Raw genomic sequence first — 23865 nt, 5'->3', positions numbered from 1 at the left:
TTTTTAAATTAAAATTAGATAATCAACATGTTTAGATTTAACAGCCGCCCGATCAAAAGTTATAGCTTTTGTTTATTGTTTCTAGTCCTCGCTTCATGTGCCTCAAGAAAAGATGTAGTCTACTTTCAGGATACAGGGGACTTCGAGACTTTGGTCAATAACAATACTTCCGTATCCAAATTTAAAGTGGATGACTTGGTTTCCATTCACGTATCTTCCTTAAACCCTGAAGCCAGTGCACCTTTCAATCTGTTCAGGGGAGCTTCGGAAAGTGGGTTTAGGCCGGAACAGGTAGACTATTTGGTTGATCAAGATGGAGAAATTGATTTTCCAGTGATTGGAAAGCTGAAAATCGAGGGCTTGTCCCCAGAGGAATTAAGGGCTGTTTTACGTGATAGATTATCAGATTATCTGAAAGACCCTATTATTAACATAAGACTCCGCAATTTTACCATTACGGTACTTGGAGCGGTAAACAGGCCAGGCACATACCCAGTAAATGGAGAGCAAATAACGATTTTGGAAGCACTTGGTCTTGCTGGAGATTTAACGATACGAGGTGTTAGGGAAAACGTTTTGGTGGTTAGGGATTTTAATGGGACAAAGGTATATACCCGTATTAATTTGACCTCTAAGGAAATGATTAAGTCCCCCGTTTATTATTTAACCCAAAATGATGTGGTATACGTGGAGCCCAACAAATCTGGTATTCAGGAAACTTCGTTGGATGAAAGGGCATCTATCTATGTCTCTATTATCTCGTTGGTGATTACTTCCACAGTATTGATGATTACAAGAAGTTAAATTGGATTTTAATGAAAACTGAAAATTCGGAAGCTCTCCATAGAAACGAGACTACCAGCGACCTACTTAAGCCAATTTTAAAGAATTGGAAATGGTTTGTTGCATCCATATTTGTAGCAATTCTACTTGCATTTTTATATATCCGCTATGCTGTGCCGGAATATGGCATACATGCAAAAATTAAGATTCTGGAAGATCAAAACTCGACTTCGGAGCTGGGAGCGTTCAGTGACCTTGGGGTTTTGGGTGGTGGTCGAAACAACGTACAGGATGAAATCGAATCCCTTAATTCCAGGATGAATTTGATAAAGGTGGTAGAGGAGTTGGGACTGAACACAAAGGTAATTGCTCTTGGAAGCATAAAAAATACCGTTTTGTATGACGACCAACCCTTTAACGTAAGTTTCTTGGCCCCCGATTCCATAGTACAAAAAACGGAGCACGAATTTTTCGTCACTTTGGACTCCCAAACCTCGTTTGATTTTGCCAATGAGGAGGATGCTCCTTTTTCCAAAGAATCCTTTGGAACTCCAATTGCCTCTTCTTTGGGGGATTTGATCATAACTCCAAAGAGTACTTTGGATATTGAGAAGCTAAAGGGAAAAAAATATAAGGTCAAAGTAAGTCCTATTGCCAATGTTGCGGAATATTATCAGAGGAATATTCTAATTACAGTCACCGACATGCTTTCCAATATTATTTCGATTAACCTGAATGATGCGGTACAAAAAAGAGGCAAGGATGTTATAAATACCCTGATTTCCATCTATAACCAAAATGCGGTTGACGACAAAAAGGCAATTGCTGATCGAACCTCCAGTTTTATCAATGACCGAATTGCTGATATTTACGGGGATTTGTCCAATGTGGATCAAAGTGCAGAGGATTTTAAATCCGGAAGGGGAATTACCGATATAGGTGCGCAAACCAATGTGAACCTGAACATCGGGGCAACAAACCAACAGGAGCTTCAAAATGCTTCCGTTCAATTGGATATTGCATCCAGTATGAAAGACCTTGTGGACGGACAGAGTGGCTACGAGTTACTTCCGACCAACGTAGGACTTAACGACGAAACCATTGCGGGTACAACAGCTCGATATAATGAACTGGCTTTGGAGCGTAAACGACTCTTGGAAAGTTCCAATGAAAAAAACCCCATTATTGTAAACTTGGATAGGCAGCTGGATGGTTTAAAGCGAAGCATGAAGTCCAGTTTAAATAGTGTGGAAAACAACCTGACACTTCAGGTAAATAGTCTTAGCAGTCAATTATCCAGAATAAACTCACGTATATATTCCGCTCCTAAAAATGAAAGGGCGCTCCGCGATATTACGCGGCAGCAACAAACCACGGAGTCTTTATATCTGTATTTGTTGCAAAAAAGGGAAGAATCCCAGATTACCTTTGCTTCTGCTTCCCCAAAATCAAAAATTATTGATTCGGCTTATCTGATGAGCAAAGATCCTGTTTCTCCAAAGAAACCGGTTATCTATTTGGCTTCATTCATTCTTGGTCTCTTGGTTCCTTTTGGTTTTTTCTATCTGAAAGATATGATGGACAACAAGGTGCACAATAAGATTGAGTTGGAAAAGGTAATTTTCAATAAAGCCCCTGTCATTGCAGAATTGCCTAAAATTGGTAAAAAGGCAACCAAATTGATTAATGGAATGGATCGCTCCGTCTTGGGTGAATCCCTCCGAATATTGAGAACCAACCTGAACTATGTTCTTAAAAATAAGAATGGTCAGGAACGTGGTCATATGATTTTGGTTACCTCCAGCGTTCCAGGGGAGGGAAAAACGTTTATCTCCTCCAATTTGGCAATGGTATTTGCTAGTACAAAAAAGAGAGTACTGCTGGTGGGAGCTGATATCAGAAACCCTAAACTGAAAAACTTCTATTCCGATCTAGGACTAAGGATGAACGGGGAATTGGGTGCTAATGGAAAATCCAAAAAGGGCTTGACAGAATTTCTGCATGATGACAATCTTCAGTTCAAGGATACAATTACTCCCGCGGTTATCAACGACAACATGATAGATATTGTGTTTTCGGGTAAGATTCCGCCAAACCCGGCCGAGTTGCTCATGAGTGGTAGACTAAAGGAATTTATGGACCACGCCATTGAAAAATATGACTACGTGGTCGTGGATTCTGCCCCAATGCTTGTGGTTACGGACACCTTGTTGATTAGCGATTTTGCACATCAGATTTTATATGTTACCAAAGCCGGTGTCACCGACCGTAAAGTATTGGAGTACCCCATTAAGCTTGTGGATGAGAAAAAGGTCAAGAACCTGTCCTTTGTGGTTAATGGCGTTAAGGAAACCAATTTGGGATATGGCCGAAACTATGGTTACGGTTATGGAAGAACGGTCAAGAAGTGGTGGAACTTTAATTGATCAATAAAAGGTCTGAATCGTATTTTCTATAACAGGTAGTATTTTACTCAGCACTTTTTGGGACACATTGATTTCCTTTAAGGCGGTGATATGTCGTATATGATGGGCATCTGAAGCACAGTAATCGTAAAGCTCGTCATCCAACAATTTAAGGGCTATCCTTTGTATTTCAGAACCGTAATATCCAGAAACCGACAGCAAGTTTAGCTGCAGTTGAACTCCATTTGATTTAAGCTCAGAGTAAATTTGGGGTTGTTGATGGAAGTAGCTGTATCGCTCTGGATGTGCTAAAATTGGAAAATACTTCTGCTCAAAGATTTTTTTGACAGCGCTGTCAAAGCCAAAGGCGGGCTGTAAATATGACATTTCTACTAAAAGATGCTCGGTTTTTAGGGGTACAACCCCATTGTTTTCCAACAAAGGCTCAAATTCGTCATCGATCATATGTTCCGCGGCATAATCAATTTTGACATTTTCAACGTCTTGTTTCTCCAATTCACTTTGAAGTAGCTCAAACGAAGTTCTAATAGAGTCGGGAGTATTGGGATAGTAGTGGTTCATGATATGCGGGGTAAACACAAAATTGGTCACCCCGTATGCCGCAAATGCCTTGATGAGCGATAAGGATTCATCCACCGTTTTTGCACCATCATCAATACCCGGTAGAATATGGTTGTGAATATCTACCAGCCCATGAAGATAATCCGCTAAAAAAACTTTTCTATTAAAAAAGTTGAACATGCATAAAATTTGGAATCCAAAGATAATGGATATCTCGACTACACAAAGATCTATTTTCCGATACAGAAATTGGAGAAGATGTTACCCAAGAGATCATCGGTAGTGACACTTCCGGTTATTTCGCCCAAATGATAGAGCGCTTGCCTAATGTCTATGGCCATAAGATCACTGGAGAGCCCCATGTCCATACCTTCTTTCACCTTTTGAATTTCCTCTAAGGCCTTTAGCAAGGCATCGTAATGTCTACTGTTGGAAACAATGGTGGCGTCCCCACTTAAAGCTCCCGACACCACTAGGGATGACAGTTTTTGCTCCAACTCTGGAACACCAGTCCTATCCTTGGCAGACAGGAACAACAAATCCGAAACGGAACGCTGTATTTGATCCTGTTCGGCTTGAGTTAACAAATCCACCTTGTTGCAGATGGGAAGCACCTCCTTGCTAGGGTATTTGCTTTTAAGGACATCCAACTCCTCTACATCAAAATCCGGACCGTCGAAAAGGAACAAGATCAACTTGGCGTTTTCAATTTTGTCGAAAGTCTTTTCAATCCCAATTTTCTCTACCATATCCTGGGTTTCCCTGATTCCAGCGGTGTCAATAAATCGGAAATTGATTCCTCCGAGGTTGATCTGGTCTTCTACAGTGTCCCGAGTGGTTCCAGGAATATTGCTCACTATAGCTCTTTCCTCATTCAGCAGGGCGTTGAGCAATGTGGATTTACCTACATTAGGCTTGCCAACAATGGCTATGGGTATCCCATTTTTGATGACGTTACCAATGGCAAAGGAATCAATGAGTTTTTTTAAAACTTCGCTTATTCGGTTGAGCAGCGCATTGAATTGGGTACGATCTGCAAACTCCACATCTTCTTGTGAAAAATCCAATTCCAGTTCAATCAAAGAGGCGAAGTTTAGAAGTTCCTCCCGTAATTTTTGAATTTCATTGCTAAATCCACCCCTCATTTGCTGGACAGCTATTTCGTGCGAAGCCTCGCTATCGCTTGCAATCAAATCCGCAACTGCTTCGGCCTGGCTCAAATCCATTTTACCATTTAAAAAGGCTCGCAAGGTAAATTCGCCAGCAGTGGCCATGCGGCATCCCGTTCTCAAAAACAATTGAAGTAGCTGTTGCTGTATATAGGGAGATCCATGACAGGAAATTTCCACTACATTTTCTCCAGTATAGGAATTTGGACCCTTAAATATGGATACCAGCACTTTGTCCAGTACTTTTTCCTGACTTACTATGTGACCCAAATGGATGGTGTGACTCTTTTGTTTGGTGAGGTCTTTGGGTTTTATGGGTTCAAAATGTTTAGAAACCAAGGCAATGGCTTCAGGCCCGGAAATTCGGATAATAGCAATGGCTCCAGTACCTGGAGGCGTGGCCATGGCAACAATGTTATCGGAATATGACATGTGCGCAAAAGTACGAAATACCCAATAGGTGTAACATTTGGGCGCAAATCACCACTAATAAGGTACATCATTAAAATCAATCAAAAATGGAAGTCATTAATCAAAATGTATTACGAAAGGACAACACGCTGTTGTCCGTAGCTCACTTGACCCAGTTGCTACATTATGTTACCGGGTTTGGAGGATTTATTGTCCCTCTTGTTATTTGGCTGTCTTCAAGGAAGACCGTTGAGGGGATGAACGAACATGGAAAAGCCATCATTAACCTACAACTAAGTCTATTACTGTACATTATTGTCAGTATTCCGGCCATCCTTTTGGTTGGTTTGGGATTGATAGGCCTTCTAGGGGTTGCAATACTAGGTTTTGTATTACCGATAGTCAATGCAGTAAAAGCGTCCAATGGGGAATCTCCATCTTACTTTTTAACAATTCCCTTTGTATAAAAAAGGCTGGAATTCAATTCCAGCCTTACTATTCTATAGGTCGATTCCTTAACTATTTAGCATCACTGGCATCACCAGCATGGTCACGTGTTCTCCTTCGTCCAATCCATCAATGGGAGTCAAGATACCCGCTCTGTTGGGCAAACTCATTTCCAAAGAAACATCTTCAGAGTTTAGATTGTTCAGCATTTCCAGCAAAAATCTGGAGTTGAAACCAATTTGCATGTCATCTCCTTGATAGGAGCAGGACAAACGCTCTTCTGCCTTGTTGCTGTAGTCCACATCTTCTGCGGAAATATTTAATTCGGCGCCCGCAATTTTCAATCGAATTTGATGCGTGGTCTTATTGGAGAAAATGGAAACCCTTCGAACAGAACTAAGAAACTGATTCCTTGAAATGGACAGTTTGTTGGGATTTTCCTTTGGAATTACGGCCTCATAATTGGGATACTTACCATCAATTAGCCTACAAATCAATTCAGAATTGTCAAATATAAACTTGGCATTACTGTCATTGTACTCTATGGTTACCTCGGATTCAGAGCCCGCCAAAATCCCTTTCAAAAGATTCAAAGGTTTTTTGGGCATGATGAACTCTGCAACCTGGGAAGCTGTTACGTCTTGGCGCTGATACTTGACCAATTTATGCGCGTCAGTGGCCACAAAAGTTAGATTTTCTGTGGAAAACTGAAAGAACACCCCGCTCATCACCGGTCTTAGGTCATCATTACCTGCAGCAAAAATGGTTTTGTTGATTGCGGTGGCCAGAATATCCCCCAAAAGAGTTGTGGTACTTGGGTTGGAAACTTCCACAGCTTTCGGAAACTCAGCTCCATCCGCGTAGGCCAAGGCATACTTACCATGATTGGAACTGATTTCAACCGTATTGTTGTCCTCTACCACAAAAGTGAGAGGTTGCTCTGGAAAAGTCTTTAAAGTATCCAAAAGCAAACGTGCTGGAACCGCTATTGCTCCTTCCGCATCTGAATCCACTTCAAGTACAGAACTCATGGTGGTTTCCAAATCGGATGCCGATACGGTCAACTTGTTCTGTTTTAAATCAAAAAGAAAGTTGTCCAAAATGGGTAAAGTGTTGCTGTTGTTGATGACACCACCCAAGACTTGCAATTGTTTTAATAAATATGTGCTGGATACAATAAACTTCATTCAAGAAATTCTTTAAACATGGTTTCCTGTTGGATTTGTTAAGTCAAACAGGCTTTCAAAATGGATAAAAACAAATATATCTTAAAAGGACATAGCAAAGAAACAAACTTATCAACAGCTAAACAGCAAATTTCCGCTTTCTGTAGAGTCCAAATAGGATTCCGAATACCAAGGTTAAAAGTACTGGGATTGCTATGTTTACAATCTGCCATTTGCTTTTTTGTGCTGCAATTTTCTCAACATCCAAAAGAGGAATGGAAACCCTTCTATTTCGAATGTTTATAAGTCCGGTATCCTCCAGGAGAAAATTAATGCAATTCACCAAAAATTCCTTGTTTCCATAGGAGCTATTGGTCCATTTATCATAACCCAATTCCAGCGGAACACCATTGCGGAGTTGGTTTTTGATGACATCCCCATCAGAAATTACAATCATTTTGTTGGATGGCCCCTCTTCAAGCGTGTTTTCCAATTCAACAGGCTTGATCCGGTTTTTGAACATGGAAACAAAGTCACCTTCAACAAGGACTGCCAAAGGTTGATTGCCATCAGTATATGATGCCCTATTGGGAGGTTGATTCAAAATGTCCAAACCAATCGGTTTAGGTGTTCCTTCTGTCTTGGATAGGGGAGAACTTCGGAGCAATACGGTATGATCATAGTCGTTTTCCAGTACTTCCATGGCACTGGCAAATTGATAGCGGACCGCCTCGATATTGGTGTTTATAGGGTGGTTATTCTGAGAGAACACCATGGGGTTGTAATACCAAGGTACAGGATTGTATTGGGAATCATTTCCATCTCCCGAAGCCAAAACAATTTGGGTGAAATACATATCGTTCACTAGAACTGGATTGATACGAACCCCAAATTTGAAGAAAAAGTCCTTGAGGTTAAGCTCCCTGGGTAAGGCAATGGCATTGCCACCTCCCGCAAATATACTGTCCAGTTCAATGGCCACCTGATCCATAAGCCATATGGATTCACCACCGTTGATCACAAACTGGTCCAAAACGTATTTTTCTTCATCAGTAAAAGCCTCCGTGGGCTTGGCTATCAAGGCCAGATCAAAACCTTTGAGTTGGTCCAAAACCGATTGGGGGTTGGTAGCTACAGAATCCAAGGTAATTGCACCAATATTGTAGTAGTCCCGAATGGTGGTGAGATAATCAGCAATATGGAGGTCGTCCAATTCCCCATTTCCTTTGATAACGGCAACGCGTTTTTTTTCTGATATACTCAGTTTGGTAAAGGCATCTGCAAATGCATATTCCAACTGCTGAACGGAATTGTTGACGCGATCCTCCATGGTAGACCCTAATTTGTTCTTGAGCAATGGCACTTTTACGGTCTGGTTTTGATAGTTGACCATGGCCCATGGAAAGACCAGTTCCTGAGATACTTTTCCGTTTTCTTCCACCGTAACCCGGGCAGGTTCCAAACCAATACGCTGTAAATCAGAAATGGTCTGCTGGGTGTTGGTTTCGTCCTCCAAGGGATCCACCAGATTAAACTGTATGTTTTCGTTTGTAGAGGTGTAAGATTCCAACAACTGAATGGTCTCAGCCTTTAATTTTGAAAATTCCGGAGGAATATTCCCGTCCAAAAGAACATCCACGACTACTGGGGAATCAAATTTTTGGGCTACAGCGATTGCCGGCTCTGAAAGCGTGAACCGTTTGTCCTCGGTAAGATCAAAACGGGCATAAAGAAAACTCCCAAACAAATTAAGGATGACTACCACTGCCAAGGCCTTTCCCACTGAAATCAAAAACTTTCCACTCATTTGGTCAATTCTTTAAGACGTTGATGGGTTAGGAAAAGGAATAGGAGGGTAATGGAAATAAAGTATATCAAATCCCTGGTATCCAATACCCCTTTTGAAATTCTGTTGAAATGAGCGTTGCCCCCAATACCTTGGACCAATTGTTGTGTTTCACCTGAGGAAAATAGGGAGGACATGGCATCAAACCCATTAAAAAGGAAAAAGCACAGGACAATTCCCAGGATAAAAGCAATAATCTGACTCTCGGACAAGGTTGAGGTAAAAACACCTATTGCAGTAAAGGCAGCTATCAAAAACAGCAGTCCGAAGTAAGACCCCAAAACCACCCCAAAATCAAAGTTACCTTCAATAATGCCTAGTTTGGAAATGGCGAAAACATAAACAAGGGTGGGTAAAATGGCTATAACGCAAAGGAAAAAAGCGCCCCAAAACTTTCCCAGAACCAACTTCCAAATGGAAATAGGCTTGATTAGGAGAAGCTCCAACGTACCCGCCTTGCGCTCTTCCGAGAAACTCTTCATGGTTACGGCGGGAACCAAAAAAGTGAAAATCCAGGGTGCCAGCAGAAAGAAGTTACCCAAATCCGCAAAACCATAATCAAAGATGTTGTACGCTCCCTTAAATACCCATAAGAAAAGTCCATTGAGCAATAAAAAGAGCCCAACGATCAAATAACCGATGGGGGAGGTAAAAAATGACTGGACTTCTCTTTTAAAAATGGCAAACATGCTGTTCAATTATCAATAAACAATTGTCAATGTGCAATGGTTCTGCTGCTGCAAGGCAATTTGACCTAGTTGGCTTTCTATTTCACTTTGCATTTTTCATTTTCCATTATCAATTTTTTCAACGCTCCAAGCTTCGGGTTTATCCGCAAACAAAGCTTTTGTCTTTCCCCAAACCTCCTTGAAAAAATCCGATTTACGGTAATTTTCCAAATCAGACTCCTTGTTCCAATGACTGTAGGTGAAAAATACACAGGGATTTTTGATGTCCTGATATCCTTCAACCTTTAGGCAACCTTCAAATTCCAGGATTTTGGATTGGGAGGCTTCAAAAATTCGCTCAAAACTAGGAATATTTTCGGGTTTAAAAGTGAGTTTTACAATGCGTACCAACATTTATAAAAAATTTATGGTTACGGTATCCCTATAGCCCAGACCAAGTAGGCTAGAGGCCCCACCAACCGTTTTCAAATCACTTTTATAAATGGCAAGCTCTACATACCCTGCCGAATTGAACAGCGCCAATGCATCCCCAGGGCCCTTACGCTGCCCGCGATCCAACTGAAAATTTATTATCCCATTATAACTATTGTGAATGGTCTTGATTTTATTGGTTCGCGCAATTACTTCAAAGTCACGTCCATTCCTATAAGCTTCAAAGAGGCTTCGTTGGATATTGGTGATCACGTTACCGTAATTATCAATGTAAATTACATTGCCAACAATGCTTTTACCTTCATTGGTGATGCGGGGTTCAAACTCCCGTAGCTCCTTCAATGCTGTAAATGGCTTACCAATGACCTCCAATTTTCCACCCCTTGCAATATGGCAGGCCACTTCCACAAAAACATTCAAGACAGGAAAGGAACTGGGGTTGAGATTCGGAATATCAATCTCCATGACTTTTTCAGGATTGGATTCTGACGTTATCAAGGAAATAACCCCGTTGTTGGCACTGATGATATACTGGTCTTCCACCTGAACCACTATATGCTGGTTTTCCGGCGAAAGTTCGGAATCGACCCCCACAATATGAACCGTTCCCGGAGGGAATGAGCGATAGGCATTTTTAAGGATATAGGCACATTCCTGGATATTGAATGGGCTTACGGCATGTGAAATATCAACAACATTAACATCCGGAAGGTTGTTGAGGATAGTCCCTTTTATGGCACCTACAAAGTGGTCTTTATATCCAAAATCTGTAGTTAAGGTTATGATTGCCATGCAATACTGTTGATATGTTTTTCGGTGCTCAAATTGATTTTTGGTTAAGTTTGTGGAGTAAAATTAACTAAAAAAGAAAGAATAAAATTTCTTCAAAAATAACCTTTAAACAGCCCACTTTTTTTGAACGAACTTATTATTGAACTGACGGAGATTAGCCCACAAGACTTTTTTGGGCAGAGGAATGAGAATATTGAACTGCTGAAGAAATATTTCCCAAAACTTAAGATTGTTGCGCGCGGAAGTAAAATAAAGGTGTATGGCGATGAAGAACTCTTGGAAGAGTTTGACAAGCGCTTTGATATGCTGACCAACCATTTTGCCAAATACAACAAGCTGGATGAAAACATGATTGAGCGGGTACTTACCAGTAACGGCCAAGAAGAACTTTCTTCATCCAAGAGCAGTGGGGAAGTTTTGGTACATGGGGTAAGCGGTAGATTGATAAAGGCGCAGACCGTAAACCAAAGAAAATTGGTGGATGCCTGTAAAAAGGATGACATGGTCTTTGCCATAGGCCCTGCTGGAACAGGTAAAACCTATACTGGAGTAGCATTGGCCGTGAAGGCCTTAAAGGAAAAACAGGTCCGAAGAATAATTCTCACCAGACCTGCGGTGGAAGCAGGGGAGAACCTCGGCTTTTTACCTGGCGACCTCAAAGAGAAGCTGGACCCCTACATGCAACCGCTTTACGACGCGCTGAGGGACATGATTGCCCCTGAAAAGTTGGAAAAATACATCGAGGACGGTACCATCCAAATAGCCCCCATGGCCTTTATGAGGGGAAGAACTTTGGACAATGCCTTTGTTATTCTGGACGAGGCCCAGAATACTACGCATGCCCAAATGAAAATGTTCCTTACCCGTATGGGTAAAAATGCCAAGTTCTTGTTGACCGGTGACCCTGGCCAGATAGACCTTCCACGAAGGGTGATATCTGGACTGAAGGAAGCGCTCTTGATTCTTAAGAATGTGGAAGGAATCAGTATCATTTATCTGGATGATAAAGATGTTATCCGTCATAAACTGGTAAAAAAGGTCATTGACGCCTACAAGAATATTGAGCATCAAAATTAACCGCACATGTCCAATACCATAATGGAGACCAACTTCAGGTTTCCAAAACAAAAAGACGTTTACAAGGGAAAGGTTAGGGAAGTATACACTTTGGAAAATGATATTTTGGTGATGATTGCTACTGATCGCCTGTCGGCCTTCGATGTGGTAATGCCCAAAGGAATTCCCTTTAAAGGTCAAATCCTGAACCAGATTGCCACCAAAATGATGAAAGCCACCGAGGATATTGTTCCCAACTGGCTAATGGCTACTCCAGACCCCAATGTGGCGGTGGGCAAGGCCTGCGAACCTTTTAAAGTTGAAATGGTCATAAGGGGCTATCTTTCGGGCCATGCGGCTAGGGAGTACAAGGCTGGCAAAAGAATGTTGTGCGGTATGCCTATGCCCGAGGGCATGAAGGAAAATGATAAATTTCCCGAACCCATAATTACTCCGGCAACAAAAGCCGAGCAAGGGGATCATGACGAGGATATTTCACGGGAAGAAATTTTGGAGAGAGGCATTGTCTCCCAAGAAGATTATGAGGTCTTGGAACAATATACCAAGGCACTTTTCCAAAGAGGAACAGAATTGGCGGCGGAACGTGGACTGATTTTGGTAGACACCAAATACGAATTCGGAAAAACCAAAGAAGGTCAAATTGTATTGATTGATGAGATCCATACTCCAGACTCTTCCCGCTATTTTTATGCTGAAGGATATGAAGAACGCCAGGCCAAAGGTGAAGCACAAAAACAGTTATCCAAGGAATTTGTGCGACAGTGGCTGATCAGTAATGGTTTCCAAGGATTGGAAGGGCAAACCCTGCCAGAAATGAGTGATGCGTACATTGATTCTGTTTCTGAACGATACATCGAATTGTATGAAAGCATTACGGGCGAAACTTTTGAAAGGGCAGATGTGACCAACATACAGGAGCGTATTGGTGGCAACGTATCAGACTTTTTAGGTCAGCTTTCCTAGTTATCAAAATTAGACCACTTTTTGTGAGTATCTGTGAATAAAGGCAGGTAGTTTTTTGAGATTTCATATATTTCAAGAATAAACCAACCTGTTAATGGAAACATCACTTCGCAAAAAGTACTGGAAGGAAAATCTCCGGTACCTAACAATCCTTTTATTTATTTGGTTTCTGGTCTCCTACGGATTTGGGATTCTCCTGGTGGATGAATTGAACATAATTCGTTTAGGGGGATTTAAACTGGGGTTCTGGTTTGCCCAGCAAGGCTCCATTTATGTTTTTGTGATCCTGATTTTTGTTTACGTCCGCCTGATGAACAAGTTGGATAAAAAATACAAGGTAAACGAATAAGCTATGGGAATTCAGACTTGGACGTTTATCATTGTAGGACTCACTTTTGCACTTTATATAGGAATAGCCATTTGGTCACGAGCCGGTTCCACTAAGGAATTTTATGTGGCCGGGGGAGGTGTATCACCATTGGCCAATGGACTGGCCACAGCTGCAGATTGGATGTCCGCAGCATCCTTTTTGGGAATGGCTGGGCTTATTGCTTTTTCAGGCTATGATGGTTCCGTGTATCTAATGGGTTGGACTGGCGGCTATGTTTTGTTGGCTCTTTTGTTGGCTCCTTACTTGAGAAAATTTGGCAAGTTTACCGTACCGGATTTCATTGGAGACCGTTATTACAGCAACGTAGCAAGAACAGTAGCGGTCATAGCTGCTCTATTTGTTTCCTTTACCTATGTGGCCGGACAAATGCGCGGGGTAGGCGTTGTATTTTCAAGATTTTTGGATGTTGAGGTGAATACAGGGGTTTATATTGGAATGACCGTTGTTTTGTTTTATGCCTTTTTAGGTGGGATGAAGGGGATTACCTATACCCAGGTGGCCCAATATTGCGTACTCATCTTCGCCTTTATGGTTCCCGCTATTTTTATTTCGATAATGGCTACGGGAAATCCAATTCCGCAGTTGGGATTGGGTTCTGCAGGTGAGGATGGGGTATATCTATTGGATAAATTGGATGGCTTGATGACCGATTTGGGCTTTACCGCCTATACGGACGGTACTAAATCCATGACAGATGTCTTTTTTATCACTGCGGCCTTGATGTTGGGAACTGCTGGACTGCCGCATGTGATTATCCGATTTTTCACGGTTCCCAAAGTGAAGGATGCTAGGAAATCGGCAGGATACGCATTGCTGTTCATTGCCATTTTATATACCACCGCACCAGCCATTGCGGTGTTTGCCAGAACCAATTTGATGGAAACGGTGGAGGATACACCTTATACGGAAATTCCATCTTGGTTTACCAAATGGGAGGATACCGGGCTGATTGCATGGACCGATAAAAATGAAGACGGCAAGATTCAATATCTACCTGGTACGGCCATAGATGGTAAAAAGCCACTATTTGTGGACGAAAGAGGCAGCTCGGGTCAGCGTTTAATTTCCAATGCCAGCGCATCACCAAATGAACTCTATGTTGATCGGGACATCACGGTACTTGCAAATCCTGAAATTGCAGGGCTTCCCAACTGGATCATTGCCCTTGTGGCGGCTGGGGGATTGGCAGCTGCATTGTCTACAGCTGCTGGATTGCTATTGGTGATATCCACCTCCATTTCCCATGATTTGATCAAAAAACAATTTGCCAAAGACATTTCAGACAAGAAGGAATTGCTCATCGCTCGACTTTCTGCCGTGTTGGCGGTTATTGTGGCGGGTTATTTTGGAATTAACCCACCTGGTTTTGTAGCTTCGGTGGTGGCGCTGGCCTTTGGGCTGGCGGCTTCTTCCTTTTTCCCGGCTATTGTCATGGGAATTTTTAGCAAAAGAATGAACCGCGAAGGAGCAATTGCAGGAATGGTGGCAGGATTGGGAATTACTACCTATTATATTGCACGATTCAAACTGGGCTGGGTAGGAAATCCAGAAACCAGTGGTGCTGATAATTGGTGGTTTGGTATTTCTCCCGAAGGCTTTGGAACCATGGGTATGTTGGTCAATTTTGCAGTTGCCTTATTGATTTCCAGATTTACAGCGGCACCTCCCGAAAATGTGCAGCAAATCGTGGAAGATATCAGAATACCAAGTGGAGCAGGAGAGGCTTTAGATCATTAAACCCCATCAATGTCATTGACATTAATGGGGCCTCCATTTTAGTTTCTTCCGGCCATAACGCCTCCGTCAACATCCCAAACGGCTCCTGTTACCCATGAGCTATTGTCCGTAAGCAAAAAGTGGATCGTTTTGGCAATGTCCTCCGCTCGACCCACTCTACCAATAGGGTGGAAATCATTAAAACCTTGCAGGGTTTCCTCAATCTTATCCTTTTCAATAAAGGCACCATAAATTGGAGTGACCACAACTGCCGGAGAAACTGCGTTTACCCGTATATTATGCTCTGCCAACTCCATTGCCAAGTGCTGGGTAAATGAGTGTAGACCGGCCTTTGCCATGGAATAGGCCGAGGAAGGTGTGGCTTTTATGGCCTGTTTTGCCCACATGGAACCAATGTTCACAATGGAACCACCACCGTTTTTCACCAAAATAGTACCAGCTGCCTGGGTGATGAAGAAGAAAGCCTTGTTGAAATTGTGATAAGCATCATAATCAGCTTCTTCGTGCTCCAAAAAAAGCTTAGGGCTAAAGTAGCCAGCAGCATTTACCAAATAAGTCAAATGGGGTGCCTCCATGGGTAATTCTAGACAAAATTGGGTAATGGCACCAAAATCGTTTAGATCAAGTTCCACAGTTTTTACACTTCCTTTGGAGTCCAATTCCGCCGCTACTTTACCAAGATTCTGTTCATTTCTTCCTATGATAATGACTTCAACACCATCATTTAACAAAAGTTCTGCGGTGGCCCTTCCCATTCCGGTGGTGCCACCAACTATTAAAGCTTGCTTTGTCATATGTTACATTTTAGATGATGTAAAATTCCTGACAATGCAGAAGAAAAAATGGTGATCCAGGGACAGTTTCTGGTAGTTTAGAGCACCTTCCGTTGAAATTCCTTTGGAGTTGTGCCCGTACCTTTTTTGAAGTATTTGGTAAAGTAGGTAGGATCTTCAAAACCTAGGGAATATGCAATTTCCTTAACAGATGTTTTTTGGTTGGACAACATTCGCTTGGCTTCCAGCAGTTTACTTTGTCGTATGATATGGGCTGGGGTGTCCATCAAGTATGTTTTGCAGATTCGAGTCAAGTTTTTGGCATTGGTACCAAGGGCACTTGCATACTCGTCAATACTTTTGGGTGCATCCAACCATTGGAAAATGAGTTTTTTAAAGTCCGAGGCCATTTTGTACTCTGGATGCGACTTGGGGTCTAGGTTGTTGGCTTTGCTTCGCAAACGTTCCACCAAGTACAAGATGGTTTGAAAATGGTGATAGACCTGCTCACGGTAGTTTTGGTCCTGGGCCAGGATTTCGGACTCAATGTAAGAGGTGATCAATCCCATTTTTTGAATTTCCGTTGTTGGCATCTTCAGAAAACGATTTCCAATCTCATTGAATATAGTGGTGGAGAATCGCTCCATCCTTCCTGGGCCATGGATGTTGATGAACTCATCGTTAAAGTGGAATAGAAACCCCTTATTGGATGAATCCGGACAGAAATAGTGGATTTGGTTTTTGTTGATAAAGAAAACTGAATGTGGCTCATGCTCGATTACTTCAAAATCCACATAATGCCTTCCTTTTTCCTTGAACCAGATAATTTGGTAAAAGCTGTGCCTGTGCGGAACGGTAGCATGTTTCAAGTTTTTGTCCAGGTACTTTCGTGCATTATTTACCTCAAAATGAAGCTTGGAAGGGTCATTTTTATGAAGGTCGTACCTTTTTATCTCTGTCATTCGTCTAAGTTGATGAGTAGGTCGAAGTTACATAAAACCCTTACGTCGATAAAACACCAATCGCTATTAAAACGGTTGGTTTTTTTATATTTTTAAGGTTCTGAATTAACTAAACCAAGCGCATGAGCAATTACCACATCAAACACCTAGAGGAGTATTTTCAGGTGTATCGAAAATCAGTCAGAAATCCTGAGGAATTTTGGGAAGAAGTAGCAGAGGAGCATTTTGTCTGGAGGAAGAAATGGGACTCCGTTTTGGATTGGGATTTCTCCAAGCCTGAGATTAAATGGTTTGATGGTGCGCAGCTCAATATCACAGAAAATTGTATTGACCGACACTTGCATATTAGGGGCAATAAAACGGCGATTCTTTTTGAACCCAACGATCCTAAGGAGCCAGCTGAGCATATCACCTATAGGCAATTGCACGAACGCGTTTGTAAGTTTGCGAATGTTTTAAAGGATAACGGAGTTCAAAAAGGGGATCGTGTGGTCATCTATCTCCCCATGATTCCGGAATTGGCCATTTCCGTGTTGGCCTGTGCCCGGATTGGAGCTATTCACTCTGTTGTTTTTGCTGGTTTTTCCTCCACAGCTTTGGCTACACGAATCAACGATTGCGATGCCAAAATGGTTTTGACTTCTGATGGTTCTTATCGTGGTGCAAAGACCATTGATTTGAAGGGAATTGTGGACGAGGCTTTGGGGCAATGCCCAGGAGTGGAATCTGTATTGGTGGCCAAAAGAACTGGTGCCAAAATCCATATGGAAAAAGGACGAGATCAGTGGCTGCAACCGTTGCTGGATAAAGCTTACTCGGATTACCCGGCGGAGATTATGGATGCAGAAGACCCTTTGTTCATTCTATATACCTCGGGTTCTACAGGGAGACCTAAAGGAATGATGCATACCACAGCAGGTTATATGGTGTATACCGCTTTCACCTTTAAGAATGTGTTCCAATACCGCGAGGAGGATGTGTACTGGTGTACCGCTGATGTTGGATGGATTACGGGACATTCTTATATCGTTTATGGACCGCTGGCCAATGGAGCAACCACCGTGATGTTCGAAGGGGTTCCTTCCTATCCGGATTTTGGTCGATTTTGGGAAATTGTACAAAAACACAAGGTAACCCAGTTCTATACAGCACCTACAGCCATTAGGGCTTTGGCCAAGGAGAATTTGGAATTTGTGGACAATTATGACCTATCAAGCCTTAAGGTATTGGGTACGGTTGGAGAACCAATCAACGAAGAAGCTTGGCATTGGTACAATGATCATGTGGGAGAGAAAAAATGCCCTATCGTAGATACCTGGTGGCAAACCGAAACAGGGGGGATTCTGATTTCTCCTATTCCATTTTCCACACCAACCAAACCCACTTACGCAACCTTACCCATGCCTGGGGTGCAACCTGCATTAATGGATGAGAATGGCAAAGAAATTAAAGGAAACCAAGTAGACGGTCGACTTTGTATCAAGTTCCCGTGGCCTTCCATTGCAAGAACCATCTGGGGAGATCACCAACGTTATAAAGACACCTATTTTTCTGCCTTCGAAGGCAAATACTTTACTGGAGATGGCGCTTTGCGTGATGAGGTTGGCTACTATCGGATTACCGGAAGGGTGGATGATGTAATCATTGTTTCGGGACACAATTTGGGTACAGCTCCTATTGAAGATGCCATCAACGAACACCCAGCGGTGGCAGAGTCCGCTATCGTAGGCTTCCCACATGATATTAAGGGGAATGCGCTCTACGGATATGTCATTCTAAAGGAAACAGGTGAATCTCGTGATCGTGATAATCTGAAAAAAGAAATCAACCAAATGATCACAGAACACATTGGGCCCATAGCCAAGCTGGATAAAATACAGTTTGTACCTGGTTTGCCCAAAACCCGTAGTGGTAAGATCATGCGTCGGATATTGCGTAAAATTGCTTCAAAGGACACAAGTAATCTTGGAGATATTTCCACCTTGTTAAACCCAGAAGTGGTAGAAAAAATCATAGAGGAAGCTTTGTAACCGATGTTGTTTTCCCGCTTGTTGTTTCTTGAAAATTCTAAAAAAATCCCTTCTAAAGGGAAAATTTTGAGGACATTGGCACTTACCGTAGTTTTTGTCCACAATGTTGGCCATAGCCAAGCTCAAGAACCTATTTTTCAACTTGACTTTGACTCCCATGGATTTGAGGAGACCAGAATTTCCAAGGAAGATGCTGTCTATATGGTTGACCTATTGGAATCCGAGTTTGCCGATGGAATTTCAGGAAGGGCATTGGATCTCTCTGCCAATTCCGCTCTTAGAAGACCTGTTAAGTTGGAAAAAGAAACCTTTCCCTACTCCCAGAAAAAGTCATTTTCGGTACAGATTTGGGTAAAAACCTTGCCAAATGCCATAATGGGTACCCCAATAATGGGAAATAAAAAGTCAAATGACCCCGATTCCAAGGGTTGGCAGCTTTATACCCAGGAGAACGGCGCATGGGCGCTTACGTTGCACGATGGCAAAAATAGATTTGAATATAGACCAACTGCCAAACGGCAGCGAATCAACAATGGGGAATGGCATCAAATCACTTTTGCGGTCAATCAAGACAAGGAAGAGGTATGGATGTATCTGAATGGAAAAAACGTAGCCATCTACAACACCCCTGGTATTGGTGATTTTCAAACAGAATTGACCACCGTTGTTTGAGGGTCCGATGAAAAATGGGAATATGGATCCAATGCGCAATGGAATTCCTTCAATGGTTTTGTGGATGAAGTAAAGATTTGGGATAGGGTGGTAAGTCCAGCAGAAATTCAGGAGCAGTATGCTAGATTTTATCCAAGTACCCATCAGGAAAAGAACCGGATTCAACCCCAACATCTTAGAGTTTTGGCCTGGAATATCTGGCATGGAGGACATCGATATGGTGAGGCCGTTGGCGTACAGCGGGTAATAGAAACAATAAAAGCAACCGATGCCGATATTATTGGCTTGATTGAGACCTATGGCTCAGGTGAAATAATAGCGGATGCCTTGGGATATCACTTTTATTTGATCAGTTCCAACCTGTCCATTATGAGCAGGTATCCAATCACTGAAACGATAACGGCATTTAAACCTTTTAACTTTGGTGGGGCAAAACTTAGTTTGGGTAAGGGCAAGGATCTCATATTTTTCGATACATGGCTGCATTACCTTCCCGACTATGGCCAAGGGGTGATCGAAGGAAAGAAATCGGCCAAGCAGTTGATTGCAGAGGAGGGAAAAACACGCCATGCAGAGGTACGGGCCATACTTAAGGAAATAGCACCATATCTGGAGGAGTCCGCGGAAACACCCATAATTATGTCTGGGGATTTTAACGTAGGCTCCCATCTGGATTGGATTGAGGAAACTAAGGGAATCCATCACAATAAAAAGATTAAATGGCCCGTGACTTTGGAAATGGCCAACGCTGGCTTCACTGATAGTTATCGGGAACTGCACATTGACCCATTGCTTGATCCTGGTTTTACATGGACTCCCAGAGCCGCAACTTCATCGGACAAATACGGATTGCGCGACAGAATTGACTATATCTTTTATCAAGGCGAAAATCTTAGTGCCATTGAATCCAAGGTAGTGGATTACCACCCCATCATGTTTCCTTCCGATCATGCCGGGGTATTGACCGTTTTCCGAATTGACTAAGATCTACAGGAGCAACCTAAATTCCAAAAGTTAACACATGAGTGTAAGGCAAGGCTATGGGATACAGACAAAGTATCACAAACCATTGCATCATGAAAAATATTGTTTCCTGGATATTACGTTTAGCGGCGGCCCTAATTTTATTGCAAACCCTATTCTTTAAGTTTACCGGAGCTCCTGAAAGTATCTATATATTTGAGCAAGTGGGCATGGAACCCTGGGGTCGTTACGGTAGTGGGGTAGTGGAGCTGATTGCTAGTGTTCTGCTACTTTGGCCAAGAACCGTAGGTTTGGGCGCCTTGATCGGAATTGGGGTGATTTCAGGTGCTATTTTTTTCCATTTGACCAGTTTGGGTATCGAAGTCCAGGGAGATGGCGGATTACTCTTCTATTTGGCAGTCATTGTTTTTCTGTGCTGTGCGGTACTATTGAAAATGTATTGGGAGCAGTTAAAACAGTTGCTTCTTTCGTTTCGATAAGCAGTAATTCAGAAAAGAAATTTATTGCCCATTCTAAAACCTTAAAACGAGGTTAAATCCTTCATTTTCTTAAGCCAGCTTAATCAAAAATTCACTGCTAGGCGGTAATTTTGTTTTAGGTTTTATTAAAACAAGATTAGATTGACACATAAACATCAGATTGTCATTGTTGGCGGGGGCTTTGCAGGATTGGAATTCATCAAAAGCATGCAGGACTCGCCCGAGTTTAATATCATTTTGGTAGACGCAAACAACTACAATTTCTTCCCGCCCTTGATCTACCAAGTATCCACTGGATTTATGGAGCCATCGGCCATAAGTTATCCCTTTAGAAAGATTTTGAGGCGAAGGAAAAACACGCGGTTTAGACTTGGGGAACTGAAAGAAGTTGTGCCTACCGAGAACAAGATTATCTTGGACAATGGGGAACTCTTTTACGACACCCTGATCATGGCTACGGGAACGGAAACCAATTTTTTTGGGAACAAGAACATCGAAAAGTACAGCCTTCCAATGAAGACGATAAGTGACGCCCTTTCACTCCGAAATGTGATCTTCACGCGCTTGGATAGGGCCACCAGACTTACAGATAGCGCTGCACGGAAAAAGTTGCTCACTTTTGTGATTGCTGGAGCTGGACCCACGGGGGTGGAACTTTCTGGGATTTTTGCTGAGATGCGTGATCATATCTTGCAAAAGGATTATCCTGAATTGGACAAAAAGGATTTAGGAGATATCTATTTGTTGGACGGACAAGATGCGGTTTTGGCAGCCATGTCCGCCAAATCCCAGAAATATACCTACAAGAAATTGAAGGAACTTGGAGTGAAAATTATGCTCAATACCTTGGTGACCGATTTTGTGGAAGAAACTGTCCATTTGTCCAATGGAAATACCATTGACGCCAAAAATCTGATATGGGCAGCGGGCGTCTCAGCAAGAACCTTTAAGGGTTTTGAAGAATCCAGTTTTGGTAGGGGCAAAAGATTGAAGACCAACAGGCAGAATTTGGTGGAGGGTTACGACAATATTTATGCCTTGGGTGACTGCGCTTTGATCTTGGGCGACAAAGAATATCCTGATGGGCATCCGCAGTTGGCGCAACCCGCATTGCAACAGGCTAAAAATTTGGCCACCAACTTTTTGGCCAAAAATGGCAAGTGGAAACCGTTTGCATATAAAAATAAAGGCTCCTTGGCCATTATTGGAAGAAATAAGGCTGTTTTGGACCCGCCCAAGGAACGCTTCTTTGTAAAGGGTTTTTTGGCCTGGCTCATCTGGATTTTTGTTCACATTATGGGCTTGGTAAACTTCAAGAACAAGATACGCACCCTATATAACTGGATTGGTTATTATCTGTACAAAGACCAGTATTTTAGGATGATCATTAAACCCAGGGAGAGGGGATAAGGGTTTAAAAATTTTAAAACGGACATCAAATCCTTTCGACCGGAGGGGTGAAATCTAAACTTTATAATTGGCTACGATAAGCTAAACAATTGGACGCCACGCCGTAGTATAAAATAACCGACCCGGCGATCGTACTTTAGCTTTACTTAACTATTGGCAAAACTTTTAACAAGCTGGGCCATGGTTTTGAGCTTTTTGGTCATCGTTATTTCATTTACAGAGCAATATCCCATAACTAGTCCATTGGCCTCCGAAGGATTCTTATAGTAATTCCCCAATGGGTGGGCAATAATCCCATTTTGAACCAAGTATTCCGACAGATTTTTATCCAAAATGTCCTCCTTTAATCTTCCGATTAGATGTAATCCCTGGGTTTTTTCTTCAATTGAAATATACTTGGAGAGGTTCTGTTTAAAAAAGTCAATGAATATTTTACGTCTCCTGGACGTAACTTCCATAATATTTCTTAGATGGTCGTTAAGATAGTCCCTTTCAATAAAGGCATTCAAGGTTTTTTGCAAATAGGGTGAAATAAATCTGCTGGAATGCTGGTGAAGCGCCAGGACAGAATCCAACATAAAATTGGGAACAATAATATAGCCAACGCGAAGCGAAGGATGTAGCAATTTGTTGAATGTTCCCAGGTACACGACCCTGCCATTCGTGTTTAAGCTAAAAATGGCGGGTAATGGATTCTCCCAATTACTGAACTCATGATCATAGTCGTCCTCAATTATTAACGACTGATTATTTTGCACCCATTCGCTTAATTTAATTCGCCTATCCATACTCATTTTAATTCCAGTTGGATACTGGTTGGAAGGAGTTGTATAGATTAATTTGGGTTTTTTACTTCTAAAGGATTCCAAGTCTATACCATCCTTGTCCACCGGTGCGTTAAAAATCTTGGCCTGAAGTGCTTCCAGTATTTTTCTAGCATTGGGGTAGGTCGGGTTTTCTATTACCACCTGATCGCCATCATCAACCAGTACACTAAAAATGAGATATAACGAATGCAGAGATCCCGTTGTAATCACAATTTGATGTGGGTCGCATTCAATATTTCTGTAGAATTTCAGGTAGTTGGCAATGTTCTCCCGTAATGACTTAATTCCGCTGGTGCCATAATAGGTTAACTCGGAACTGGTAACCTTTTTCCAATATTCATTGGATAAGGTCTGCCATTTTACCAATGGAAATAGGTCCAATGGCGGTAAACCGGGCCTAAATGGAACGCCCTTGCCTTCCTCGGTAAAGGTCATTTTCTTGCCAAACCTAAGTCCTAGCTTGGACAAATGCGACTTGCGTTTTACATTGGCTGGTGGTAATGGCGAGATACTTCCTTGTCCCATCATTTTTTTTGGTGCAACAAAAACACCGGACCCTGTTTTGGACCACGCAAACCCATCACCAGCTAGTTTGTCATAAGCTTTGATTACCGTGCTCCTGGAGACGCCCAGGTCCTTGGCCATCAATCTAGTAGGTGGTAGGGCATCATTTTCATTCAGTGTGCCAAAAACAATGGCTCCACGGAGCGCATGATACAATTGTTGATAAATGTTGTCATAGGGCAGATTGGTATCGAACCCATGTTTCCTCAGGATGCTTTTAATGTTGTATCTCAAAATTGGTATGCTTAATTCTAAAAAATTGGTAGGTGTAATT

Annotated in this window: 22 protein-coding genes; 12 read left to right on the top strand and 10 right to left on the bottom strand. The window is 42.2% G+C overall.

Going from position 1 to position 23865, the window contains the following annotated elements; translation table 11 throughout:
- Positions 1-27 precede the first annotated feature (27 nt).
- A complete protein-coding gene (locus ACRHOZ_RS07245; RefSeq protein ID WP_422351257.1) occupies positions 28-804 on the top strand; it encodes a polysaccharide biosynthesis/export family protein in 777 nt (258 codons plus the stop codon).
- Positions 805-815: 11 nt separating this feature from the next.
- Positions 816-3209 carry a GumC family protein gene (locus ACRHOZ_RS07240; RefSeq protein WP_431123989.1) on the top strand — a complete coding sequence of 798 codons (2394 nt, stop codon included), beginning with the start codon at positions 816-818 and terminating at the stop codon, positions 3207-3209.
- Here the strand turns inward: ACRHOZ_RS07240 and ACRHOZ_RS07235 are convergent, their stop codons facing one another.
- Positions 3210-3950, bottom strand: a complete 741-nt coding sequence (locus tag ACRHOZ_RS07235; RefSeq protein WP_431123986.1) for a tyrosine-protein phosphatase — start codon at positions 3948-3950, stop codon at positions 3210-3212.
- Positions 3951-4000: 50 nt separating this feature from the next.
- Complete coding sequence (gene mnmE, locus ACRHOZ_RS07230; protein ID WP_431123984.1) at positions 4001-5371, bottom strand: tRNA uridine-5-carboxymethylaminomethyl(34) synthesis GTPase MnmE; 1371 nt, start codon at positions 5369-5371, stop codon at positions 4001-4003.
- A gap of 86 nt (positions 5372-5457) precedes the next feature.
- Here mnmE and ACRHOZ_RS07225 point away from each other — a divergent pair, with 86 nt between their 5' ends.
- Positions 5458-5817, top strand: a complete 360-nt coding sequence (locus ACRHOZ_RS07225) for a DUF4870 domain-containing protein (protein ID WP_431123981.1) — start codon at positions 5458-5460, stop codon at positions 5815-5817.
- A 48-nt stretch (positions 5818-5865) separates the two neighbouring features.
- Here ACRHOZ_RS07225 and dnaN read toward each other — a convergent pair whose 3' ends face one another.
- From dnaN to ACRHOZ_RS07200, 5 genes are all read right to left on the bottom strand, one after another.
- Positions 5866-6984, bottom strand: a complete 1119-nt coding sequence (gene dnaN / locus ACRHOZ_RS07220; protein ID WP_420399362.1) for a DNA polymerase III subunit beta — start codon at positions 6982-6984, stop codon at positions 5866-5868.
- Between the two features lie 118 nt (positions 6985-7102).
- The gene (gene gldG, locus ACRHOZ_RS07215) at positions 7103-8770 is read right to left on the bottom strand and encodes a gliding motility-associated ABC transporter substrate-binding protein GldG (RefSeq protein WP_431123979.1); all 1668 of its coding nucleotides are present in this window, start codon (positions 8768-8770) and stop codon (positions 7103-7105) included.
- A complete protein-coding gene (gene gldF, locus ACRHOZ_RS07210; RefSeq protein ID WP_431123977.1) occupies positions 8767-9498 on the bottom strand; it encodes a gliding motility-associated ABC transporter permease subunit GldF in 732 nt (243 codons plus the stop codon). The genes gldG and gldF overlap by 4 nt, the downstream gene beginning before the upstream one ends.
- A gap of 96 nt (positions 9499-9594) precedes the next feature.
- Positions 9595-9891, bottom strand: a complete 297-nt coding sequence (locus ACRHOZ_RS07205) for a putative quinol monooxygenase (protein WP_431123975.1) — start codon at positions 9889-9891, stop codon at positions 9595-9597.
- Positions 9892-10722, bottom strand: a complete 831-nt coding sequence (locus tag ACRHOZ_RS07200; protein WP_431123973.1) for an SAM hydrolase/SAM-dependent halogenase family protein — start codon at positions 10720-10722, stop codon at positions 9892-9894. It abuts the gene before it with no gap.
- A gap of 123 nt (positions 10723-10845) precedes the next feature.
- Between ACRHOZ_RS07200 and ACRHOZ_RS07195 the strand changes: the two genes are divergently transcribed.
- The 4 genes from ACRHOZ_RS07195 (at position 10846) to ACRHOZ_RS07180 (ending at position 14890) form a co-directional block, all read left to right on the top strand.
- Entirely contained in the window at positions 10846-11799 is a 954-nt protein-coding gene (locus ACRHOZ_RS07195) for a PhoH family protein (protein WP_420399367.1), read from the top strand.
- Between the two features lie 6 nt (positions 11800-11805).
- Complete coding sequence (locus ACRHOZ_RS07190; RefSeq protein ID WP_431123970.1) at positions 11806-12762, top strand: phosphoribosylaminoimidazolesuccinocarboxamide synthase; 957 nt, start codon at positions 11806-11808, stop codon at positions 12760-12762.
- Positions 12763-12856: 94 nt separating this feature from the next.
- Complete coding sequence (locus tag ACRHOZ_RS07185) at positions 12857-13111, top strand: DUF4212 domain-containing protein (protein ID WP_431123968.1); 255 nt, start codon at positions 12857-12859, stop codon at positions 13109-13111.
- 3 nt (positions 13112-13114) lie between these two features.
- Positions 13115-14890, top strand: coding sequence for a sodium:solute symporter family protein (locus tag ACRHOZ_RS07180; protein ID WP_431123966.1), 1776 nt, complete (start codon positions 13115-13117; stop codon positions 14888-14890).
- Positions 14891-14928: 38 nt separating this feature from the next.
- Here the strand turns inward: ACRHOZ_RS07180 and ACRHOZ_RS07175 are convergent, their stop codons facing one another.
- Positions 14929-15684, bottom strand: coding sequence for an SDR family NAD(P)-dependent oxidoreductase (locus ACRHOZ_RS07175; RefSeq protein ID WP_431123963.1), 756 nt, complete (start codon positions 15682-15684; stop codon positions 14929-14931).
- 77 nt (positions 15685-15761) lie between these two features.
- Positions 15762-16625, bottom strand: a complete 864-nt coding sequence (locus ACRHOZ_RS07170; protein WP_431123960.1) for a helix-turn-helix domain-containing protein — start codon at positions 16623-16625, stop codon at positions 15762-15764.
- Between the two features lie 122 nt (positions 16626-16747).
- Between ACRHOZ_RS07170 and acs the strand changes: the two genes are divergently transcribed.
- The 5 genes from acs (at position 16748) to ACRHOZ_RS07145 (ending at position 22200) form a co-directional block, all read left to right on the top strand.
- Entirely contained in the window at positions 16748-18655 is a 1908-nt protein-coding gene (acs, locus tag ACRHOZ_RS07165) for an acetate--CoA ligase (protein ID WP_431123957.1), read from the top strand.
- Positions 18656-18730: 75 nt separating this feature from the next.
- Positions 18731-19327 carry a LamG-like jellyroll fold domain-containing protein gene (locus ACRHOZ_RS07160; protein ID WP_431123955.1) on the top strand — a complete coding sequence of 199 codons (597 nt, stop codon included), beginning with the start codon at positions 18731-18733 and terminating at the stop codon, positions 19325-19327.
- Positions 19328-19387: 60 nt separating this feature from the next.
- Complete coding sequence (locus ACRHOZ_RS07155; RefSeq protein ID WP_431123952.1) at positions 19388-20311, top strand: endonuclease/exonuclease/phosphatase family protein; 924 nt, start codon at positions 19388-19390, stop codon at positions 20309-20311.
- Between the two features lie 92 nt (positions 20312-20403).
- Positions 20404-20790 (top strand): DoxX family membrane protein, encoded by a 387-nt coding sequence (locus ACRHOZ_RS07150; protein ID WP_431123949.1) that lies wholly within the window; start codon positions 20404-20406, stop codon positions 20788-20790.
- A gap of 141 nt (positions 20791-20931) precedes the next feature.
- On the top strand, positions 20932-22200 hold the full coding sequence (locus ACRHOZ_RS07145) for an NAD(P)/FAD-dependent oxidoreductase (protein WP_431123946.1): 1269 nt from the start codon (positions 20932-20934) through the stop codon (positions 22198-22200).
- A gap of 146 nt (positions 22201-22346) precedes the next feature.
- On the opposite strand, the gene ACRHOZ_RS07140 is transcribed toward ACRHOZ_RS07145, so the two are convergent.
- Positions 22347-23825 carry a PLP-dependent aminotransferase family protein gene (locus ACRHOZ_RS07140; protein WP_431123944.1) on the bottom strand — a complete coding sequence of 493 codons (1479 nt, stop codon included), beginning with the start codon at positions 23823-23825 and terminating at the stop codon, positions 22347-22349.
- Positions 23826-23865: the final 40 nt, after the last annotated feature.

This window comes from Flagellimonas flava, from assembly GCF_050617915.1.
GTDB lineage: Bacteria > Bacteroidota > Bacteroidia > Flavobacteriales > Flavobacteriaceae > Flagellimonas > Flagellimonas flava_A.
This window is presented reverse-complemented; position numbering and strand designations above follow the sequence as displayed.

What these genes read in the sequence shown, in the direction of transcription:
- ACRHOZ_RS07170 (WP_431123960.1), bottom strand. Translation starts at nt 16,625, where the DNA reads ATGACAGAGATAAAAAGGTACGACCTTCATAAAAATGACCCTTCCAAG.
- dnaN (WP_420399362.1), bottom strand. Translation starts at nt 6,984, where the DNA reads ATGAAGTTTATTGTATCCAGCACATATTTATTAAAACAATTGCAAGTC.
- ACRHOZ_RS07235 (WP_431123986.1), bottom strand. Translation starts at nt 3,950, where the DNA reads ATGTTCAACTTTTTTAATAGAAAAGTTTTTTTAGCGGATTATCTTCAT.
- gldG (WP_431123979.1), bottom strand. Translation starts at nt 8,770, where the DNA reads ATGAGTGGAAAGTTTTTGATTTCAGTGGGAAAGGCCTTGGCAGTGGTA.
- ACRHOZ_RS07245 (WP_422351257.1), top strand. Translation starts at nt 28, where the DNA reads ATGTTTAGATTTAACAGCCGCCCGATCAAAAGTTATAGCTTTTGTTTA.
- ACRHOZ_RS07185 (WP_431123968.1), top strand. Translation starts at nt 12,857, where the DNA reads ATGGAAACATCACTTCGCAAAAAGTACTGGAAGGAAAATCTCCGGTAC.
- mnmE (WP_431123984.1), bottom strand. Translation starts at nt 5,371, where the DNA reads ATGTCATATTCCGATAACATTGTTGCCATGGCCACGCCTCCAGGTACT.
- ACRHOZ_RS07225 (WP_431123981.1), top strand. Translation starts at nt 5,458, where the DNA reads ATGGAAGTCATTAATCAAAATGTATTACGAAAGGACAACACGCTGTTG.
- gldF (WP_431123977.1), bottom strand. Translation starts at nt 9,498, where the DNA reads ATGTTTGCCATTTTTAAAAGAGAAGTCCAGTCATTTTTTACCTCCCCC.
- ACRHOZ_RS07150 (WP_431123949.1), top strand. Translation starts at nt 20,404, where the DNA reads ATGAAAAATATTGTTTCCTGGATATTACGTTTAGCGGCGGCCCTAATT.
- ACRHOZ_RS07200 (WP_431123973.1), bottom strand. Translation starts at nt 10,722, where the DNA reads ATGGCAATCATAACCTTAACTACAGATTTTGGATATAAAGACCACTTT.
- ACRHOZ_RS07175 (WP_431123963.1), bottom strand. Translation starts at nt 15,684, where the DNA reads ATGACAAAGCAAGCTTTAATAGTTGGTGGCACCACCGGAATGGGAAGG.
- ACRHOZ_RS07240 (WP_431123989.1), top strand. Translation starts at nt 816, where the DNA reads ATGAAAACTGAAAATTCGGAAGCTCTCCATAGAAACGAGACTACCAGC.
- acs (WP_431123957.1), top strand. Translation starts at nt 16,748, where the DNA reads ATGAGCAATTACCACATCAAACACCTAGAGGAGTATTTTCAGGTGTAT.
- ACRHOZ_RS07205 (WP_431123975.1), bottom strand. Translation starts at nt 9,891, where the DNA reads ATGTTGGTACGCATTGTAAAACTCACTTTTAAACCCGAAAATATTCCT.
- ACRHOZ_RS07180 (WP_431123966.1), top strand. Translation starts at nt 13,115, where the DNA reads ATGGGAATTCAGACTTGGACGTTTATCATTGTAGGACTCACTTTTGCA.
- ACRHOZ_RS07190 (WP_431123970.1), top strand. Translation starts at nt 11,806, where the DNA reads ATGTCCAATACCATAATGGAGACCAACTTCAGGTTTCCAAAACAAAAA.